The organism is Streptomyces sp. NPDC007808, assembly GCF_042868655.1.
Classification (GTDB): domain Bacteria; phylum Actinomycetota; class Actinomycetes; order Streptomycetales; family Streptomycetaceae; genus Streptomyces.
Map to the genome: position 1 here is coordinate 123268 of NZ_JBIAEQ010000012.1, position 17122 is coordinate 140389.

Here is a 17122-nt window from a genome sequence, read left to right on the forward strand (position 1 = left end):
GGACCATTTCTCAGCTCCACTTAATTTTTCTACCGGATATTGGTCAGCAATGCTGAAAGGTGGTCGACGTCCGGGGTGGCCTGGGCGCGGTAGGTCCTATGTCCAAAGTGGGGCGTCATGGGTCACCATGGGCCGGACGGCAACGGCATCTGCTCATGGAGGTCTCATGAAGCTCGGCAAGGCACTCGCCACCGGAGTCGCGCACGAGCGGCCGCAGGACCGCGACGAACAACTCCAAGTCCCGGAAGAGAACGCGGACATCGCACGGATCGGGAAGGTCGAGACCGCCGAGGCGCCCGCCCGCGAAGAGGTCCCGGTCGCACGATGAGGCTGCGGCTTCCGGAGGAACGCCCGACGGAGCCGCCGACCGGATTCAAGATCGCCCATCCGGTGCTGTCCCAGGACGGCGACCGGGCCGGGTTCACCGGTGTGTCGCTGGGCGGCGCGCTGCCGTACGGAGTCCTGGCCGACGCGTCCTGCGTCTACGGCCTGCGGCACCGTGCCCCGCACCGCCGCTGCGACTGCGGCTTCCACTGCGTGCTCGACCGTACGACGGCCGAGGCGCTGCTGTGCACGGCCGAGCACCGGGCGGCCGTCCTGCTCGAAGTCACCGTGCTGGGCCGGTACATCCGCTTCGAGCGCGGCTTCCGCTACGGCCGCCAGCGGGTGCGCACCGCGACGGTCGGCCCGTGCGCCTGCGGTGCGGTCGCCGCCGCCCTGGCCGACGCGGGCTGGGGCCGCCCCGGCTGGCGGGGGCTCGCGCCGTCCTGCGTGGGGTGCCTGCGCGGCCGTACGGCCGTCTCGCTCGCCGGGTTCGCGCGGCTGGCGGGCGAGGGGCTGCGCGTCATGGCCCGGAAGGGGGCGTCCGCGGCGGTGGCCGGTCTCGGGGCCGACCAAGGGCTCGGGGTGCCCGAACTCGCCGCCGAGGCCGCGCTGTTGCAGGCCCGGCTCGACCTGTTCCAGGCTCAGCTGGCCCGGCTGGGGGAACGGGGATCCGGCGGCGGACGGCAGGGATAGCGGGGGCCGGTCCGGGTACCCGGGGGTTCCGAACCGAGAGGAGGCGGAACGCATTGACCGGGACCACGGCCCCCGAGCCGGTGCCCGACAGGCACCATTCGGTGGGTGAACTCGTAGGGCAGGCAGGCGAACAGCTCTCCCGACTCGTACGACAGGAAGTCGCCCTCGCCAAGGAGGAGCTGGCCGAGAAGGGCCGGCGCGCCGGTCGCGGCGGCGGTCTGCTGGGCGCGGCGGGCGCCGTCGCGTACGCCGGTCTGCTGTTCCTGGCCGTGACCGCCACCGCCGCCCTCTCGCTGACGCTGGCCGTGTGGGCCGCGGCGTCGATCGTGACCGGGGTGCTCTTCGCCATCGCCGCTGTACTGGCGGCGACCGGTCGCAGCCAGTTGCGGCGGGCCGCGCCCCCGACGCCGGAAGAGGCGCTCGGCAGTGTCAGGGCGGACGTCGAGGAGATCAAGGAAAGGGCGCATCCATGACGCAGAAGAAGGCGGGGGACAAGAGCGCCGCGGAGGCCGCGAAGCACGGCTCCGCGAAGGCCGCGGCCGCGGGCAGGGCCGTGACCGGCAAGGCCGTCGCGGCGGGGAAGTCCGCGGTCGGGAAGGCGGGCGGCGGGGCCAAGGGGCCCGAGGAGCTGCGCCGCCAGATCGAGCGGACGCGCGGCGAACTCGGTGAGACGGTCGCGGCGTTGGCCTCGAAGGCGGACGTCAAGGGCCGAGCCATGGCCCGCGCCGCCGACCTGAGGGACAAGGCCGGGGCGATGACCGTGCAGCTGCGCAGCAGCGCGGCCCAGGCGAGCCATGTCGTGCAGGAACGGGCGGCCCGCGCCGGGCATGTCGTGCAGGACAAGGCGACGCAGGCCGGGCACGTGGTGCAGGACAAGGCGACGCAGGCCGGGCACGTGGTGCAGGACCGGGCGTCACAGGCCGGGCACACCGTCCAGGACAGGGCCGCGCACGCCGGCAACATGGTCGAGTACAAGGTGCCCGGTCCCGTCCGCACCGCCGTCCGGTCCGGGCTGCGGCACCCGCGGCCGGTGCTGGTCGTCGGGGCGGCGGTCGCAGCGGTGGTCGCCGCGGGGATGATGCGGCGCCGACACCACTGACGCCGGAACCCCGGCGGACACCGCCGAGCCACCGCGTGCGCGGAACGGCACGGCACATATCGCGCGGCGGCGCGGGACCGGACACCGGTTCCGCGCCGTTTCGCGTGCGGGGCGGGCGCCCGGGGGAACCACGTCCGCCCTTCTCGCCGATCTCCGCCCACCCCTCGACATCCGCCTTCTCGGGGCCACTTGACCTCAAGTCCGGTTGAGGCCGAAAGGTGATCAGTGCGCGCACCGCACACGTTCGCACACCCCTCGATCACCACCGTGGAGGCCGGCATGACCCGCCGTACCGACGCCCACCCCGACCCGACCCGCCCCGAGGTCGGCGCCCCCTCCTTCAGCACCTGGCGCGTGGGCACCCGCCCGCGGCAGCGGCAGACCGTCGAGGCGATCGCCGGTGCCTGGGAGAACCGCCCCTGGCCCTCCGCCGACCTGCTCGGCTACCACGTCTACGTCGGCGAGGACGCCTCCACCCTCCTCCACTACGCGCAGTGGAGGAGCGAACAGGCCTTCGACGCCTACGTCAAGACGCACCGGCAGGAACGGGTCGACGAGATCGACACCGCGGTGCCGGGGATCGAGCGGGTGACGCTCGACCGCTACCGGCACTACCGCAGCGCCACCCGTGAGGGCGACACCCGCGTCCCGGGCTGCATCGTGATCGTCGACGTCGAGTTCGACGGGCCCGACCCCGACCGTCAGCGTGCCTGGGTGGACGCCGTCTTCGAGGCGCTGGAGGGCGAGCCGAACCCCCATCCCGGAGGCATCGCCGCCCACTTCCACCTGAGCACCGACGGGACCCGGGTCCTCAACTACGCCGAGTGGGAGAGCGCCGAGGCCCATGCCGAGGCCCTCGCCGCCCCGGGCGACGGCATCGGCTCGCCGACCGGGCCGTGGCGGCGGGTGCAGACCTGGCCGGGGCTGAAGAGCAGTGGTTCGGTCAGCCGGTACGAGCACGCCCTCGGCCTGGTGCCGGACTGATCGGCAGCATCCGAAAGGCAGAGTCGTCTGGACAAAAAAAGTTTTCGGTGAGACGGTGGACCCATGCTGGATGTCACCGTGATCGAGGACCCCGAGGCCGCAGCCGTCTCGCTGGACCCCACAAGGGCTCGGCTGCTGGCGGAGCTGGCGGCCGGCCCCGCGTCCGCCACCATGCTCGCGGGCAAGGTCGGGCTGCCCCGGCAGAAGGTGAACTACCACCTCAAGGCGCTGGAGCGGCACGGCCTCGTCGAGCTGGCCGACGAGCGTCGCAAGGGCAACGTCACCGAGCGGCTGATGCGGGCCACCGCCGCGTCCTACGTCATCTCGCCGCTCGCGCTCGCCTCCGTGCAGCCGGACCCGGAGCGTTTCCGCGACCAGCTCTCCGCCCGGTGGCTGCTCGCACTCGGTGCCCGGCTGGTCCGGGACGTCGGTTCACTGATCACCGGTGCGGCGAAGGCCCGCAAGCCAGTGGCGACGTACGCGCTGGACGGCGAGGTCCGCTTCGCCTCGGCGGCCGACCGGGCCGCGTTCGTCGAGGAGCTGACGGCCGGAGTCGGCGCGCTGATCCGCAAGTACGACGCGCCCGACGCGGAGGGCGGCCGGGACCACCGGATCGTCGTGGCCGTCCATCCCACGGTCAAGCCCCAGCAGCAGAATCCCGAACTCGACAGTCACCCGGCAGGAGCCCACCATGTCCAAGGAATTTGAGATCGCCCGCGAGTTCGAGGTCGACGCCACGCCCGAACAGGTCTGGGAGGCGGTCACCTCCGGTACCGGCGGCTGGCTGTGGCCCATGGAGCCGCCGGAGCCGCGGGAGGGCGGCAAGGGCCCCTTCGGGTCCGAGGTCACCGCCTGGGACCCGCCCCACCGCTACAGCAACCGTGTCGAGGACGTCGACGGGATCTCCGAGCAGACCGTCAATCAGCTCGACTACACGATCGAGCCGCGCGACGAGGGCCGCCGCGCCTGGGTGCGGTACGTGCACAGCGGGATCTTCGTCGACGACTGGGACAACCAGTACGACGGTGCCGCCAAGCACACCGACTTCTACCTGCACACCCTGGGCCAGTACCTGACGCACTTCGGCGGCAGGACCGCCGCCTTCGCGACCTTCGACGGACCCGAGGCGTCCAGGGCCGCGGACGCGCTCGTCGCCGTCGGGCGGGCGCTCGGTGTCGGGGAGGACGTGACCGCGGGCACGCGCGTGCGGGTTCACGGACCCGACGAGTTCGATGCCGTGGTCGACTTCCGCAACCCGTACTTCATCGGGCTGCGTACGGACCGGGGCCTGACCCGCGTCTTCGGGCGCAACCACTGGGGCCATCCGGTCGGCGTCTCCCTGCACGACTTCACACCGGGCGCCGACGTCAAGGAGTGCGAAGCCGCCTGGCAGGACTGGCTGAACGGGGTGTTCAGCCAGTCCTGAGCAAGCCGTCGGTCAGGGCCTGAACCGCAGTACCTGCGGGTCGTGGTCGCTGATCTGGTCGTTGAACTCCGCGTTGATGTGCACGCTGTCGTACTCGAAGTCGCACGAGCGCCGGATCGACGGGCTGACCAGGATCTGGTCCAGGGTCTGCGCGTTGCCCTGGTAGACGTACGAGTAACGCTCGCTCCTGGGCAGCGACTTGATCGCCGACCACAGCGCGCCGCCGTCCTCCAGCCGCTCGGCGGTGCCGGAGAACTCGAAGTCGTTGATGTCGCCGAGCGCGACGACGTCCGCGTTCTTCTGGACGGCCAGGATGTCCTTGACGAAGGCGTTCACCGCGGTCGCCTGGAGGTGGCGCTGGGTCTCCGAGCTGCGGGCCGGCGGCTGGAACTGCGCGTGCAGCGACTGGTCGCCGCCCTTGGAGGCGAAGTGGTTGGCGATCACGAAGACCGTCCGGCCGCGGAAGGCGAACTCACCGGCCAGCGGCTTGCGGCTGTTCGTCCAGGCCGCGTTCGCCGGGTCGATCCGGCCGGGGGAGACCGTCAGCGCCGCCCGGCCCTTGACCTCGGTCACCCCGACGGCCGTCGCCGCGTCGCCGCCCGCACGGTCGACGAAGGAGACACGCTTCGGGTTGAACAGGAACACCTGGCGGATGTTGCCGCCCGGCTCACCGCCGTCGGCCTTGTCGACCGGGTCGATGGAACGCCAGTCGTACGTCGGACCGCCCGCGGCGGCGATCGCGTCGATCAGCTTCTGCATCGTCTGGTCCGCGGCGACCGTACCGTCGTTGGTCGCACCGTTGTTGTCCTGGATCTCCTCCAGGGACACGATGTCGGGCGACTGGAGGTTGTTCACGATCGCGGAGGCGTGCGCGGCGAAGGTGGCGTCGGACGGGTCCAGGTTCTCGACGTTGTACGTCGCGACGGCCAGCTCCCCGCGCCCCTGCCGCTGCGTCGTCTCCCGCTTCAGGTCACCGCTCTTGAGCGTGCCCAGCTCGCTCGCCACGAGGGTGTACCCGCCGTACTGCGTGTAGTCCAGCGGGCCGGTGGTGGTCCCGGCGAGCGTGTCACCGACGTTCGCGACGGGGAACTGTGCGCCCGGGCCGAGCGACTGGATCTGCAGCCGGCCGGTGTTCTGGGACTCGTAGGAGCCGTAGACGGTGCCGCCGCGGCGGTTGCGGTGCTCCCAGGGCTTGACGGTCACCCAGAGCTCGTGGAAGTCGTCGGTCGCGGTGACCACACGGGCGTCGGCGACGCGGACGTTCATGCCCTCCAGGGACTCGTAGTGGTCCAGGGCGTACGCCGACGGCTGCAGCGTCAGGCCGTTGATCGAGCCGTTCGCGGCGCTGTCGCCGGCCGGGGTGTACCGGTCGGGCACCGAGTCCTCGTCCACGACCGTCGCGGCGGGCACGGCGTTCCCGGCGGAGACGACGGTGACCGTCGGTTTGGTGATCTCGGTCAGCGACTGGTTGCCGGAGGAGGCGCCGCCCGGCACGAACTCCGTGACCGTGCCCGAGACGAGGACCGAGTCGCCGACGGCGACCTTCGGGGCGGAGCCGGTGAAGACGAAGACGCCCTCGCTGGTGGCCGGGTTGTCGTCGGCGTCCGGGTCCTGGATCCAAAAGCCCTTGGACGAGCCGTAGGTGCGGACGCCGGTGACGATTCCGGCCACATCCGCGACCGGCTTGCCGGCGTACGGCGATATTCGTGTACTGCCCTGAATGTCATGGATGCGCACGGACTCCGCGTGCGCGGGGGAGGTGAGGACGACGGTGGACGCCGCGGAACAGACGGCGGCGACGGTGAGCGCGGCGAGGCGCGCGGACTTCTTGCTCGGCAACGGGATCCCTCCGGGGACGTACGTGGGCGCCGGGACGAGAGTGGTGCGTGGAACGGTGGGTGCAGGCGCGACCGATGAGGCGGTGGCGACGCGCGTAGAAATTACAGTGAACAGCTGTCCCCCGACTTCTACGCGCGTCAATCTCGTGCCTGCTCAGGCCACTTGTCAAGGTTTCGGCCATGTACACCTCCTGACGGGGAGATGAACCGGGCGGCATGGGTGGAAATCCGTCTAGGCTGAGCGGTTGGGCCGTGCGGTGTACGGCAAGGGCCGTGTCGCGTACGGCCACGCAAAGTGCTCTAGGAGAACCCGCCGATGTCAGACAGCTCCCCCCTGCCGCCGGTGCGCCTGCACCCCGAAGCGGAGCTGGCGCGTGACGCGCTGTCCACGCCGTTGCTCTCCCGGTCCGCGCGGCTGGCCCGTTGGGCCGGACCCGACACCCGCGTCGACGCCGGTGGCGGGCTCGTCGACGAACAGCTGCCTGCCGCCGCCGAGGTGCTCGGACTGAGCGGGGACGACGCCGCGGCGTACGCCAGTGAGGCCTGGCGGGTGGCCGTCGACACCGGTCTGGTCGAGATCCTCGACGAGTCCAGCGGCACGGTCGCGACCGGCGCGGACCTGGCGCTGCTGACCGGCGGTTCGCCGCAGGACGTGCTCGGGGTGTGGCTGACGGCGCTGGAGACGGTGCTCGCCGACGCGAGCGTGCCCGACCTCGACGGCCTGGTCGACGCCATGGACGCGGGCGGCGAGGTCGACCTCTCCTCCCTGGACTGGGACCCGGAGGCCGAGGCGGAGTTCCTCGACGGAGTGCTCGGCAACCTCTACCTGCTGACGGTCAGCGAGGACGGGCCGGGCGAGGCTCCGGTGCCGCTGCCTGCCCTCGCCGCGTCGATGATCGTGCCGAGCGACATGGGCGAGCCCACCAACGACGTGCTGGAGCAGGTGTCCGACGCGATGATGCGTCTGGACGACCAGTTCCGGCTGCTGGAGCCGGCCGGACTGGTGGAGTACCAGCCGGTGGACGAGGCGTTGATGGCGGACATCGACGGCGACGCCGAGGAGCCGCCGGCCGGCCTCGACGACACCGACGTGTCGCGGTACGGCATGGTCCGGCTCACCCCGCTCGGCCTGTACGGGCTGCGCTCACGGCTGCTGGAGGCCGGGTTCGAGGCGCCCGTGGTCGGAGAGCTCGCGGACAAGGGCGCCGACACCCTGCTCGCCGAGACGGCCGCCTTCCCGCAGATGGCCGCGCGGGCCGAGACCGAACTGTGGCTCGTACGGCGCGAACCCCTCGCCGCGGCGCGGGAGTTGCTGGCGGCGGCACGCGGCTCGGACACCGGCGGGCCACTACGGCGGCTGCGCTGCCAGCAGGCACTGTCCCTGGTGGGCGCGGAGGCCGAACCGGCCCTGCGGGAGGTCCTCGACGACCCCGAGCTGGGCGGGCTGGCGCGGGTGTGGCTGACCGAGCGGGGCGCCGCCGACGTGCCCGCCCCGTCGCAGGACCTGGTGTTCTGGCTGACCGTCGACACGGTCGCCGCCCAGCTGGCCGCGGAGGGGAACTCCGACGAACTGCGGGCCCTGGTCGAAGGACTGGCCGCGCAGCACAGGGGGTTCTTCGCGGCGGCCTGGCGGGTGGAGCACCCCGCGACCGCCGATGTCCTGGAGGCGATGGGACGGTTGCACCCGGACAAGAAGATCGCGAAGGAAGCGCGGAAGGCGGCGTTCAAGGCGCGTTCGCAGCACGGCGGATGACGTCCGGGCGGCGGCCCGGGGCGCGTACCGATTAATTCATTCGCCCGTCCCGCGGCGCTCCTTTTAGAGTGATGAACGTCCAGGTGCGAAGGCAGGACCTACTTCCACTCATAATGGGGCGGCCGCGGGTTCGAGTCCCGCCACCGGTACAACGCGCCGGTGTAGCTCAGGGGTCAGAGCACCTTATGTCGGTTCCGCCGGCCTGAACTCTGGACACCACAACTTCATGCACCTCCCGGTGCGCGGGCTGCGGCTACTTCTTCTCTCAAAAGAATCCCACGCCGCCGCCGACTTGATCTCGGGAGGCGCAGCTCATGGGGGGTGCCCGGTGCGCAGGCGGCGGATACTTCGGGAACTGGTGGGGGGAGACCCCCGTACGGGTTCGAATCCCGTCATCGGCCCCTGGCCGATGTGGCGGAACGGAAGACGCGCCAGTTTATGTCACCGCAGCCGACTTCGAACTCGGGCATCCTCCTTCTGTCGCGCCTCCCTCCTGAACGGAAAAGGAATTCGGGGGAATTCACCATGGCGCGATTCAACAAGCGAGCCGCCACGGCTCGGCCCACCTCGCGGGTCACCTCGACGGGCCGCGTGCTGCGCACCTACGAAGGCGGCCGTGGTCACGAGCGCGACAAGCGCTCCGAGCTCTTCCTGCTCGCCGTCGCCAACTTCGTCTCGCAGGACACCTTCTACGAGAGCGGCGGCGACCGCGACGCCCGGTTCGCGAAGCTGGTGCGTGAGCTCGCCGTCACCGACCCGGTGTGGACGGCCGGCCTGCTGGGCTGGCTGCGCGGCGAGGGCAACCTCCGTACCGCCTCCCTCGTGGGCGCCGCCGAGTACGTGCACGCACGGCTGGCGGCGGGCGCTGTCGACGGCCCGGCGAACCGGCAGGTCGTCGCCTCCGTGCTGCGGCGGCCGGACGAGCCCGGTGAACTGCTGGCGTACTGGACGGCGACGTACGGCCGCAACGTGCCCAAGCCCGTCAAGCGCGGTATCGCCGACGCCGTACGGCGTCTGTACAGCGGCACGTCGCTGCTGAAGTACGACACCGCGTCCAAGGGCTACCGCTTCGGCGACATCCTCAACCTCGTGCACGCGGCGCCGGACCCGGCCAAGCCCTGGCAGGGCGAGCTGTTCCGGTACGCCCTCGACCGTCGGCACAACCCGGACACCGCCGTTCCGCCCGCGTCCGTCCGGACGCTGGTCGCGCACCGCGAACTGATGGCCCTGCCGGTCGAGCAGCGGCGTGCGCTCGTCACGTCCGAGGGCGGCGCCGAGCGGCTCGCCGAGGCCGGGATGACCTGGGAGGCGCTGGCGGGCTGGCTGCAGGGGCCGATGGACAAGGAGGCCTGGGAGGCCGTGATTCCGTCGATGGGCGCGATGGCGCTCGTACGGAACCTGCGGAACTTCGACCAGGCCGGCGTGTCCGACGAGGTCGCGGCCCGGGTCGCGGCCCGCATCGCTGACCCGGCGGAGGTCGCGCGGTCGCGGCAGTTCCCCTTCCGGTACCTCGCGGCGTACCAGCACGCGCCCTCGCTGCGTTGGTCGTACCCGCTGGAGCAGGCGCTCGGCCACTCGCTGGCCAACGTGCCCGCGCTGCCCGGCCGGACGCTGATCCTGGTCGACCGCTCGGGCTCGATGTGGGCGCGGCTGTCGGACCGCTCGCAGCTCAACCGGGCCGACGCGGCGGCGATCTTCGGCACCGCGCTGGCGCTGCGGGCCGAGCAGGCCGACCTCGTCGAGTTCGGCACCACGAGCCGGCGACTGAAGCTCCGCAAGGGCGAGTCGGTGCTGAAGATCCTGGAGCGCTTCGGCGACCTGGGCGGCACCGACACCACGTCGGCGGTCCGCTCGCACTACCGGGGGCAGGACCGGGTGCTGATCGTCACCGACGAGCAGTACACCCACAGCCGCCACGGCGACCCGACCGAGCAGGTCCCCGCCGAGGTGCCGGTCTACACCTGGAACCTCGCCGGGTACCGCGCGGGTCACGGCCCGTCGGGCCGGGCGAACCGGCACACCTTCGGGGGCCTGTCGGATGCGGCGTTCCGGATGGTCCCGCTGCTGGAGAGCGCCAGGGACGCCGACTGGCCCTGGGCCGCCTGAGCCCCGGCACGCGTGGCCCGCACTTTCACGGGGGGTGCGGGCCACGTCCCGGTCCGGGGAGCGCTCCCGTCCGCAACGACGACCGATGTCCGACGACGCCGTCCCGCGCTCATCGCGGCACTTCGGGCGGAGCACTCCGCCGGATACAGTGCACTGCGTGTGGGCGGACGATCAGCAGCGGGACCCGGGTGCCGAACGGTCCGACGGCCCGCGCCGCCGGGCCACGATCCACGACGTCGCCGAGCTGGCCGGAGTGTCCCGGCAGACGGTCTCCCGCGCGGTCAACGACAAGGGCGAGATCGACCCGGCCACGAAGGAACGGGTGCTGGAGGCGGCGCGGCTGCTGGACTACCGGCCCAGTCGTTTCGCGCGCGGCCTCGTCCGCAAGGGGACCGTCACGGCCGGTCTGGTGATCCCGGACCTGATGAACCCCTTCTTCCCCGAGGTCGCCGCCGGTGTGCTGGAGGCCGCAGAGCGGCGCGGCTGGCAGGTGGTCGTGTGGGACTCACGGGCCGACGAGGCCCGGGAGCGGGAGGCGCTCGACGTCCTGTCCCACCAGGCCGACGCGGTCGTGGGCTACTTCAGGAACCCCGACGACGTGCTGTCCCGGCACCTCGGCGGCGTACCGCTGGTGCTGCTGGAACGCGGCCCGCAGCAGACCCGGTTCGCGGCCGTGGGCATCGACGCCGCGGCCGGTCTTCGACAGGGCATGGCCCACCTGGTGCGCGCCGGGCACCGCCGGATCGGCATGCTGGACGGTGTGCACGGCCCCGTCCCCAGGAGACAGGCGTTCCTCGCGGAGGCCCGGCGGCACGGCCTGCCCGTCGACGAGGGCTGGATAGCCGAGTGCCTGGAGCACAGCGTGGCGGGCGGCGAGAGGGGCATGGGACGGCTGCTGGACGCCCGGCCCGGCATCACCGCCGTGTTCGGCTTCAACGATCTGATCGCGGTCGGGGCGATGCGCGCCGCCCGGCGCGAGGGCCGGCGGGTACCGGACGACCTGGCCGTGCTGGGCTTCGACGGTCTGTCGCTGGGAGAACTCGTGGACCCTGCCCTCACCACCCTGCACATCGACAAACGGCAGCTGGGCCGGCTGGCCGTGGAGCAGGTGGCGCGGCTGCGGGCGGGGGAGGAGCCGATGAGCGGCGCCGACGCCTGGGTGGTTCCCGAACTGGTGGTGCGTGCCTCGGCCTGAGACGGGCCGGCGAGACCGCGACCGCCTCGCCCCTGTGACTCGCGGGCCCCTCGGCGGTGCGGCACACGCGCGCCGGGGCGCCCCCTCGGCAGGGGGCGCCCCGGATGCCGTACGGCTGCCGCGCGGGACGGTCGAGACACCCCTGAGGCCGTGTCCCAAAGTCCCGCCTGCCCCGCGACGCTAGAGGGCCTGGGCCGCCGGCTTGACCATTCCCCTCACCGTGCGGGACTTCACGAAGTCGCCCATGGCCGTCATCTCCCACTCGCCGGAGAACTGGCGGATCAGCTTGGCCATCATCACGCCCGTCTGCGCCTCGGCGCTGGTGAGGTCGAAGCGGACCAGCTCCTCGCCGGTCGCGGCGTCGAGGAGACGGCAGTAGGCCTTGGCGACCTCGGTGAACTTCTGGCCGGAGAAGGAGTTGACCGTGAAGACCAGGCCGGTGACCTCCATGGGCAGGCGCCCCAGGTCCACGGTGATGACCTCGTCGTCGCCGCCGCCCTCACCGGTGAGGTTGTCGCCGGAGTGCCGGATGGCACCGTTCACGATCTGCAGCTTGCCGAAGTAGCAGCTGTCGATGTGGTTGCGCTGCGGGCCGTAGGCGATCACCGAGGCGTCCAGGTCGATGTCCTTGCCGCGGTACGCCGGCTCCCAGCCGAGACCCATCTTGACCTGGGAGAGCAGCGGACGGCCGCCCTTCATCAGGGACACGGTCTGGTTCTTCTGGAGGCTGACCCGGCCCTTGTCCAGGTTGATCTTGCCGGCGCCCGGGGCGGGCGGCGCGGGCGGGGCCGGGGGAGCGGCGGGGGCCTGGGGCGCGGGGGGAGTGGCCAGGGGCGGTGCCGACGGGGCGGCCGGGGGCTGCATGGCGGGCTGCGGCGGGGCGGCGGGGGCGGCCGGCTCCTCGACCGTGACGCCGAAGTCGGTGGCGATGCCGGCCAGGCCGTTGGCGTAGCCCTGGCCGACCGCGCGGGCCTTCCAGGCGCCGTTGCGCAGATAGATCTCCACGATCACCAGTGCCGTCTCGGTGCCGAGCTGCGGGGGCGTGAAGGTGGCCAGGACGCTGTTGTCGTCCGCGTTGCGGACGGTGGCCGTGGGTTCGACGCCCTGGAAGGTCTGGCCGGCGGCGTCCGGGCTGGCGGTGACGACGATCTTCTCGATGCCCGGGGGGACGGCCGTGGTGTCGACCGTGATCGCGTCGGGGCTGGTGCCGCCGCCCGAGCGGTAGGTCACGCCGGGGCCGGTGGGCTGGTTGTAGAAGATGAAGTCGTCGTCGGAGCGCACCTTGCCGTCGGCGGTGAGCAGCAGGCCCGATACGTCGAGCCGCACCGGGGCGGCGACGTCCACCGTGACGCGGGCGGCGGAGAGAGGGATGTTCGAGCCGGGGGTCATAGCTGTCATGCCGGGTGAACGAGCGGGGGCGCTTTACCGTTCCCTTACCCGGGGCCATTCGGAGGGCGCGGGCCACGCCCCGCCGCCCCGCCCCCTCAGGAGGGCACGGGGCGGCGGGGGCGAGGTGCCTAGGGCACCACCACGATCTTGCGGCCCACCCCGGACGCGAACTGCTCCAGTGCCTCCGGGTACCGCTCCAGCGGGATGCGGTCGCTGATGAAGACGTCCGGGTCCAGGACGCCGTTCGCGAACAGTTCCGCCGCGCGCTCGAAGCTGTGCAGGACCGCCATCGAGCCCGTGATCGTGATCTCCTGGTTGTAGATGCGATACGGGTCGATCGTCACCCTCGTCGCGTAGTCCGCCACCCCGAACTGCAGGAACGTGCCCGCCTTCGCGACCCGGTCGAGGCCGTCCTGGATCGCGGCCGCGTTGCCCGTGGCGTCGACCACGAGGTCCCAGCCCTGGGGACGGTCCAGCTCGTCCGGGTTCGCCGCGGACGCCGAGACGCCGAGCCGCCGTGCCGTCTCCAGCCGGGCCGGGTTCACGTCCACCACGTCCACGCTCGCCGCTCCGGTCCGCTTGGCCAGTTCCAGCATCATCAGGCCCATCGTGCCCGAGCCGTAGATCAGGACATGGGCGCCGAGGCGGGACTGCAGGACGTCGTAGCCCCTGACCGCGCACGACAGCGGCTCCACCAGCGCCGCGTCCTCGGTGCGTACGTGCTCCGGGAGCCGCACGCAGTTCGCCACCGGGGCCACCGCGTAGCGCGCCGCGCCCCCGGGCGTCGTCACGCCGATCGCGGCCCACCGTTCGCAGAGGTTGTTGTGGCCGGTACGGCAGTAGCGGCACTCGTAGCAGTAGAGGGAGGGGTCGACCGCCACCCGGTCGCCGACCGACACCTCCGTGACCCGGGTGCCGACGCCGACCACCTCGCCCGCGAACTCGTGCCCGGGCACGATCGGCAGCTCGGGCGCGAACTCGCCCTGGAGGATGTGCAGGTCCGTGCCGCACAGGCCGCAGGCCGCGACCTCGACGACGACCTCGCGCGGGCCGGGCGTCGGGTCGGGGACCTCGGCGACGACGGCCTTGCCCACGGACTCGATGACGGCGGCCTTCATTTCACGGCTCCCAACGACAGGCCCTGGACCAGTTTGTCCTGGGCGGCGAACCCCGCGGCGAGCACCGGCAGGGAGATGACGAGCGACGCGGCGCACACCTTGGCCAGGAACAGGCCCTGGCTGGTGATGAAGCCGGTCAGGAAGACGGGGGCGGTCTCCGCCACCACGCCGGTCAGCACCCGGGCGAACAGCAGCTCGTTCCAGCTGAAGATGAAGCAGATCAGGGCCGTCGCGGCGGCGCCCGGCAGCGCGATGGGGGCCACCACGCGGGTGAGGATCGTCGGGAGCCTCGCGCCGTCCACCCTCGCCGCCTCGATCACCGCCACCGGGATCTCGGACAGGAAGGACTGCATCATCCACACCGCGATCGGCAGGTTCATGGAGGTGTAGAGGATGACCAGCAGCCAGATGTTGTCGAGCATGCCCGTGTTCTTCGCGAACAGGTACAGCGGCAGCAGACCCGCCACGGCCGGCAGCATCTTCGTGGACAGAAAGAAGAACAGGACGTCCGTCCACTTCCGCACCGGGCGGATCGACAGGGCGTAGGCCGCCGGAAGGGCGAGGAGCAGGACGAACAGTGTCGACACCACTGACGCCACTGTCGAGTTGACCAGTGCGGGCCAGGGGCCGGCGCCGCCGCCGGCGCCGAAGAACTCGCGGTAGCCGTCCAGCGTCAGCGACGCGGCGAAGGACGGCGGGTTGGTCGCCGCGTCCTGTTCGGAGTGGAAGGACGTCAAAGCCATCCACGCGATGGGCAGGAAGAACACGATCCCGAGCAGCCAGGCCACCAGGCCCAGGCCGACTCCCTTGCGACCTCTGCCGAGTCGTACGGTCAGGGCACTCACGCGCGCGACACCTCCTCGCGGAACAGGGACGACACCACGCGCAGGGCGAAGGTCGCGATGACGATGGAGCCGATGACGACCAGGACGCCCGCGGCGGAGGCGAGGCCGTTCTCGTGGGCCTGGTAGAAGCTCTGGTAGACGGTGTACGGGAGGTTGGCGGTGCCCAGGCCGCCGGACGTGATCGTGAAGACCGCGTCGAAGTTCTGGACGATGTAGATCGAGCCCAGCAGGGCGCCCAGTTCGAGGTAGCGGCGCAGGTGCGGGAGGGTGAGGTGGCGGAAGATCTGCCAGTCGCTCGCGCCGTCGACCCGGGCCGCCTCGATCTGCTCGTGGTCGCGGCTCTGGAGACCGGCCAGCAGGATCAGCATCATGAAGGGCGTCCACTGCCAGACCAGGGAGGCCTCGACCGCGAGGAGCGGAGTGCGGGAGATCCAGTCGGGCTGTGGGCCGCCCACATAGTGCAACAACCCGTTGAACAGGCCGTATTCGGGGTTGTAGAGCACATGCTTCCAGAGCAGGGCGGCAGCCACCGGGACCACCAGGAAGGGTGCGATCAGCAGGGTGCGGACCACCCCGCGGCCCTTGAACCTCCGGTCCAGAAGCAGGGCGAGCACCAGGCCGATGACCAGGCTGGCCAGTACCACCCCGACCGTCAGCAGCACGGTCGTCCACACCGAGTGGCGCAGGTCCGCGTCGGTGAGCACCTCACGGTAGTTGTCGACGCCGGCGAACCGGCGGGCGTCCGGGTAGAGGGAGTTCCAGTCGAAGAAGGAGATCACCAGCGTGGCCACGAAGGGCAGCTGGGTCACCAGGATCATGAAGACCAGGGCGGGCATCAGGGGGGCCCGGGTCGCCCAGGCGCGCAGCCGGGCGGAGGGCGGGCGTGTGGTCCGTTCGGGAGTCGTGGCCAGGGGGGCCGTCGTCGTCGCTGTCATCGCCCCTCGTACTCCTCGGAGATCTTCTCGGCGAGCTGCTGGGACTTGTTCAGGGCCGACTCGACGGACTGGCGCCCGGCGATGGCCGCGCTGATCTCCTGGGAGACCTTGGTGCCGAGGTCGGTGAACTCGGGGATGCCGACGAACTGGATGCCGGGCGCGGGCCGCGGCTGCACGCCGGGGTCGTTCGGACGGGCGCCCTCGATGGCCTCCTTCGTCATCTCCTGGAAGGCGGCCGCCTCCTCGCGGTACGCCGGGTTGGCGTAGGTGGAGGCACGCTTGCCGGCCGGGACGTCGGCCCAGCCGATCTCGTCGCCGACCAACTGCTCGTACTGCTTGCTCGACGCCCACGACACGAACTTCCAGGCCCTGTCGGGGTTGCGTGACGCCTGCTGGATGCCCCAGGCCCAGGTGTAGAGCCAGCCTGAGGACTCCGTCTTCTCGACGGGGGCCGGCGCGTAGCCGACCTTGCCCTTGACGGGGCTCTTCGCCGCCTCCAGGGATCCGGCCGCGGAGGTGGCGTCGTACCACATGGCGACCTTGCCCTGGGTCATGTTGTTCAGGCACTCGGCGAAGCCGGACTGGGCCGCTCCGGACTCTCCGTGCTCGCGGACCAGGTCGACGTAGAACGTCGTCGCCCTCTTCCACTCGGGGGAGTCCAGTCGCGCCTTCCAGTCCTTGTCGAACCAGGTGCCGCCGAAGGTGTTCACCACCGTGGTGAGCGGGGCCATCACCTCGCCCCAGCCCGGGAGTCCGCGCAGACAGATGCCCTTCATGCCGGGCTCGGCGCCGTCCACCTCCGCTGCCAGGTCCGCCACCTGCTGCCAGGTGGGGTGGGCCGGCATCGTCAGGCCCTGCTCGGCGAACACGTCCTTGCGGTACATGAGGAAGGACGATTCGCCGTAGAAGGGCTGGCCGTAGAGTTTGCCGTCGTCGCCGGTCAGGGACTGGCGCATCGGCTTGAGGACGTCCGGCTCGTCGTAGGCAGGGTCCCGCGCCACGTAGGAGTCCATCTCCCGCAGCCAGCCGTTGCGGGCGTAGATCGGTATCTCGTAGTTGGAGAGGGTGGCCACGTCGTACTGGCCTGCCTGGTTGGCGAAGTCCTGGCTGATCTTGTCGCGGACGTCGTTCTCGGGCAGGACGGTGAAGTTGACCTTGATTCCCGTCTCCTTCGTGAAGTGGGGGGCCAGCTTCTGCAGTGCGGTCATCTGGGGGTTGTTGACCATCAGGACGTTGATCGAGTCGCCGCCCGACCCGGCCCCGCCGGCTCCGACCCAGCAGCCGGAGAGCAGCGGGGCGAGCAGCGTCCCTGCGGCGGCCGCGGCGAGCGTGGCTCGCGTGGGCCGTCGTCGGCTCTGGGTTCGCATGGATCGCTCCTGGACGTATAGGGAGATAAGGGGCACTGTCCGGCGTGGAG

16 protein-coding genes are annotated in these 17122 nt (G+C 71.4%); 10 read left to right on the top strand and 6 right to left on the bottom strand.

Going from position 1 to position 17122, the window contains the following annotated elements; all coding sequences use genetic code 11:
* Window positions 1-166 precede the first annotated feature (166 nt).
* The 7 genes from ACFYNL_RS37260 (at window position 167) to ACFYNL_RS37290 (ending at window position 4526) form a co-directional block, all read left to right on the top strand.
* A complete protein-coding gene (locus ACFYNL_RS37260; protein ID WP_388811978.1) occupies window positions 167-328 on the top strand; it encodes a hypothetical protein in 162 nt (53 codons plus the stop codon).
* Window positions 325-1017 carry a hypothetical protein gene (locus ACFYNL_RS37265; protein ID WP_388811979.1) on the top strand — a complete coding sequence of 231 codons (693 nt, stop codon included), beginning with the start codon at window positions 325-327 and terminating at the stop codon, window positions 1015-1017. The genes ACFYNL_RS37260 and ACFYNL_RS37265 overlap by 4 nt, the downstream gene beginning before the upstream one ends.
* Before the next feature lie 53 nt (window positions 1018-1070).
* Window positions 1071-1490, top strand: coding sequence for a phage holin family protein (locus ACFYNL_RS37270; RefSeq protein WP_388811981.1), 420 nt, complete (start codon window positions 1071-1073; stop codon window positions 1488-1490).
* An 80-nt stretch (window positions 1491-1570) separates the two neighbouring features.
* The gene (locus tag ACFYNL_RS37275) at window positions 1571-2116 is read left to right on the top strand and encodes a DUF3618 domain-containing protein (protein WP_388812361.1); all 546 of its coding nucleotides are present in this window, start codon (window positions 1571-1573) and stop codon (window positions 2114-2116) included.
* A gap of 279 nt (window positions 2117-2395) precedes the next feature.
* Window positions 2396-3100 (top strand): antibiotic biosynthesis monooxygenase, encoded by a 705-nt coding sequence (locus ACFYNL_RS37280; protein ID WP_388812364.1) that lies wholly within the window; start codon window positions 2396-2398, stop codon window positions 3098-3100.
* Window positions 3101-3163: 63 nt separating this feature from the next.
* Window positions 3164-3808 (top strand): ArsR/SmtB family transcription factor, encoded by a 645-nt coding sequence (locus ACFYNL_RS37285; protein ID WP_388811983.1) that lies wholly within the window; start codon window positions 3164-3166, stop codon window positions 3806-3808.
* Window positions 3792-4526: an SRPBCC domain-containing protein gene (locus ACFYNL_RS37290; protein WP_388811986.1), complete on the top strand. Its 735-nt coding sequence runs from the start codon at window positions 3792-3794 to the stop codon at window positions 4524-4526. Before ACFYNL_RS37285 ends, ACFYNL_RS37290 begins: the two co-directional genes overlap by 17 nt.
* Window positions 4527-4538: 12 nt before the next feature.
* Here the strand turns inward: ACFYNL_RS37290 and ACFYNL_RS37295 are convergent, their stop codons facing one another.
* Window positions 4539-6365, bottom strand: coding sequence for an endonuclease/exonuclease/phosphatase family protein (locus tag ACFYNL_RS37295; RefSeq protein ID WP_388811989.1), 1827 nt, complete (start codon window positions 6363-6365; stop codon window positions 4539-4541).
* A 315-nt stretch (window positions 6366-6680) separates the two neighbouring features.
* Here ACFYNL_RS37295 and ACFYNL_RS37300 point away from each other — a divergent pair, with 315 nt between their 5' ends.
* The 3 genes from ACFYNL_RS37300 (at window position 6681) to ACFYNL_RS37310 (ending at window position 11418) form a co-directional block, all read left to right on the top strand.
* On the top strand, window positions 6681-8117 hold the full coding sequence (locus ACFYNL_RS37300) for a hypothetical protein (protein WP_388811992.1): 1437 nt from the start codon (window positions 6681-6683) through the stop codon (window positions 8115-8117).
* Between the two features lie 525 nt (window positions 8118-8642).
* On the top strand, window positions 8643-10223 hold the full coding sequence (locus ACFYNL_RS37305; RefSeq protein ID WP_388811995.1) for a TROVE domain-containing protein: 1581 nt from the start codon (window positions 8643-8645) through the stop codon (window positions 10221-10223).
* Between the two features lie 157 nt (window positions 10224-10380).
* Window positions 10381-11418: a LacI family DNA-binding transcriptional regulator gene (locus ACFYNL_RS37310; RefSeq protein ID WP_388811997.1), complete on the top strand. Its 1038-nt coding sequence runs from the start codon at window positions 10381-10383 to the stop codon at window positions 11416-11418.
* A 180-nt stretch (window positions 11419-11598) separates the two neighbouring features.
* On the opposite strand, the gene ACFYNL_RS37315 is transcribed toward ACFYNL_RS37310, so the two are convergent.
* The 5 genes from ACFYNL_RS37315 to ACFYNL_RS37335 all read right to left on the bottom strand — a co-directional run bounded on the left by ACFYNL_RS37315 (window position 11599) and on the right by ACFYNL_RS37335 (window position 17072).
* The gene (locus ACFYNL_RS37315) at window positions 11599-12807 is read right to left on the bottom strand and encodes a TerD family protein (protein ID WP_388812366.1); all 1209 of its coding nucleotides are present in this window, start codon (window positions 12805-12807) and stop codon (window positions 11599-11601) included.
* A gap of 128 nt (window positions 12808-12935) precedes the next feature.
* Entirely contained in the window at window positions 12936-13925 is a 990-nt protein-coding gene (locus ACFYNL_RS37320) for a zinc-dependent alcohol dehydrogenase family protein (RefSeq protein WP_388811999.1), read from the bottom strand.
* Entirely contained in the window at window positions 13922-14770 is an 849-nt protein-coding gene (locus tag ACFYNL_RS37325; RefSeq protein WP_388812001.1) for a carbohydrate ABC transporter permease, read from the bottom strand. Before ACFYNL_RS37325 ends, ACFYNL_RS37320 begins: the two co-directional genes overlap by 4 nt.
* A complete protein-coding gene (locus tag ACFYNL_RS37330; RefSeq protein WP_388812004.1) occupies window positions 14767-15705 on the bottom strand; it encodes a carbohydrate ABC transporter permease in 939 nt (312 codons plus the stop codon). The genes ACFYNL_RS37325 and ACFYNL_RS37330 overlap by 4 nt, the downstream gene beginning before the upstream one ends.
* Window positions 15702-17072 carry an ABC transporter substrate-binding protein gene (locus ACFYNL_RS37335; protein WP_388812007.1) on the bottom strand — a complete coding sequence of 457 codons (1371 nt, stop codon included), beginning with the start codon at window positions 17070-17072 and terminating at the stop codon, window positions 15702-15704. The genes ACFYNL_RS37330 and ACFYNL_RS37335 overlap by 4 nt, the downstream gene beginning before the upstream one ends.
* Between the last annotated feature and the right edge of the window lie 50 nt (window positions 17073-17122).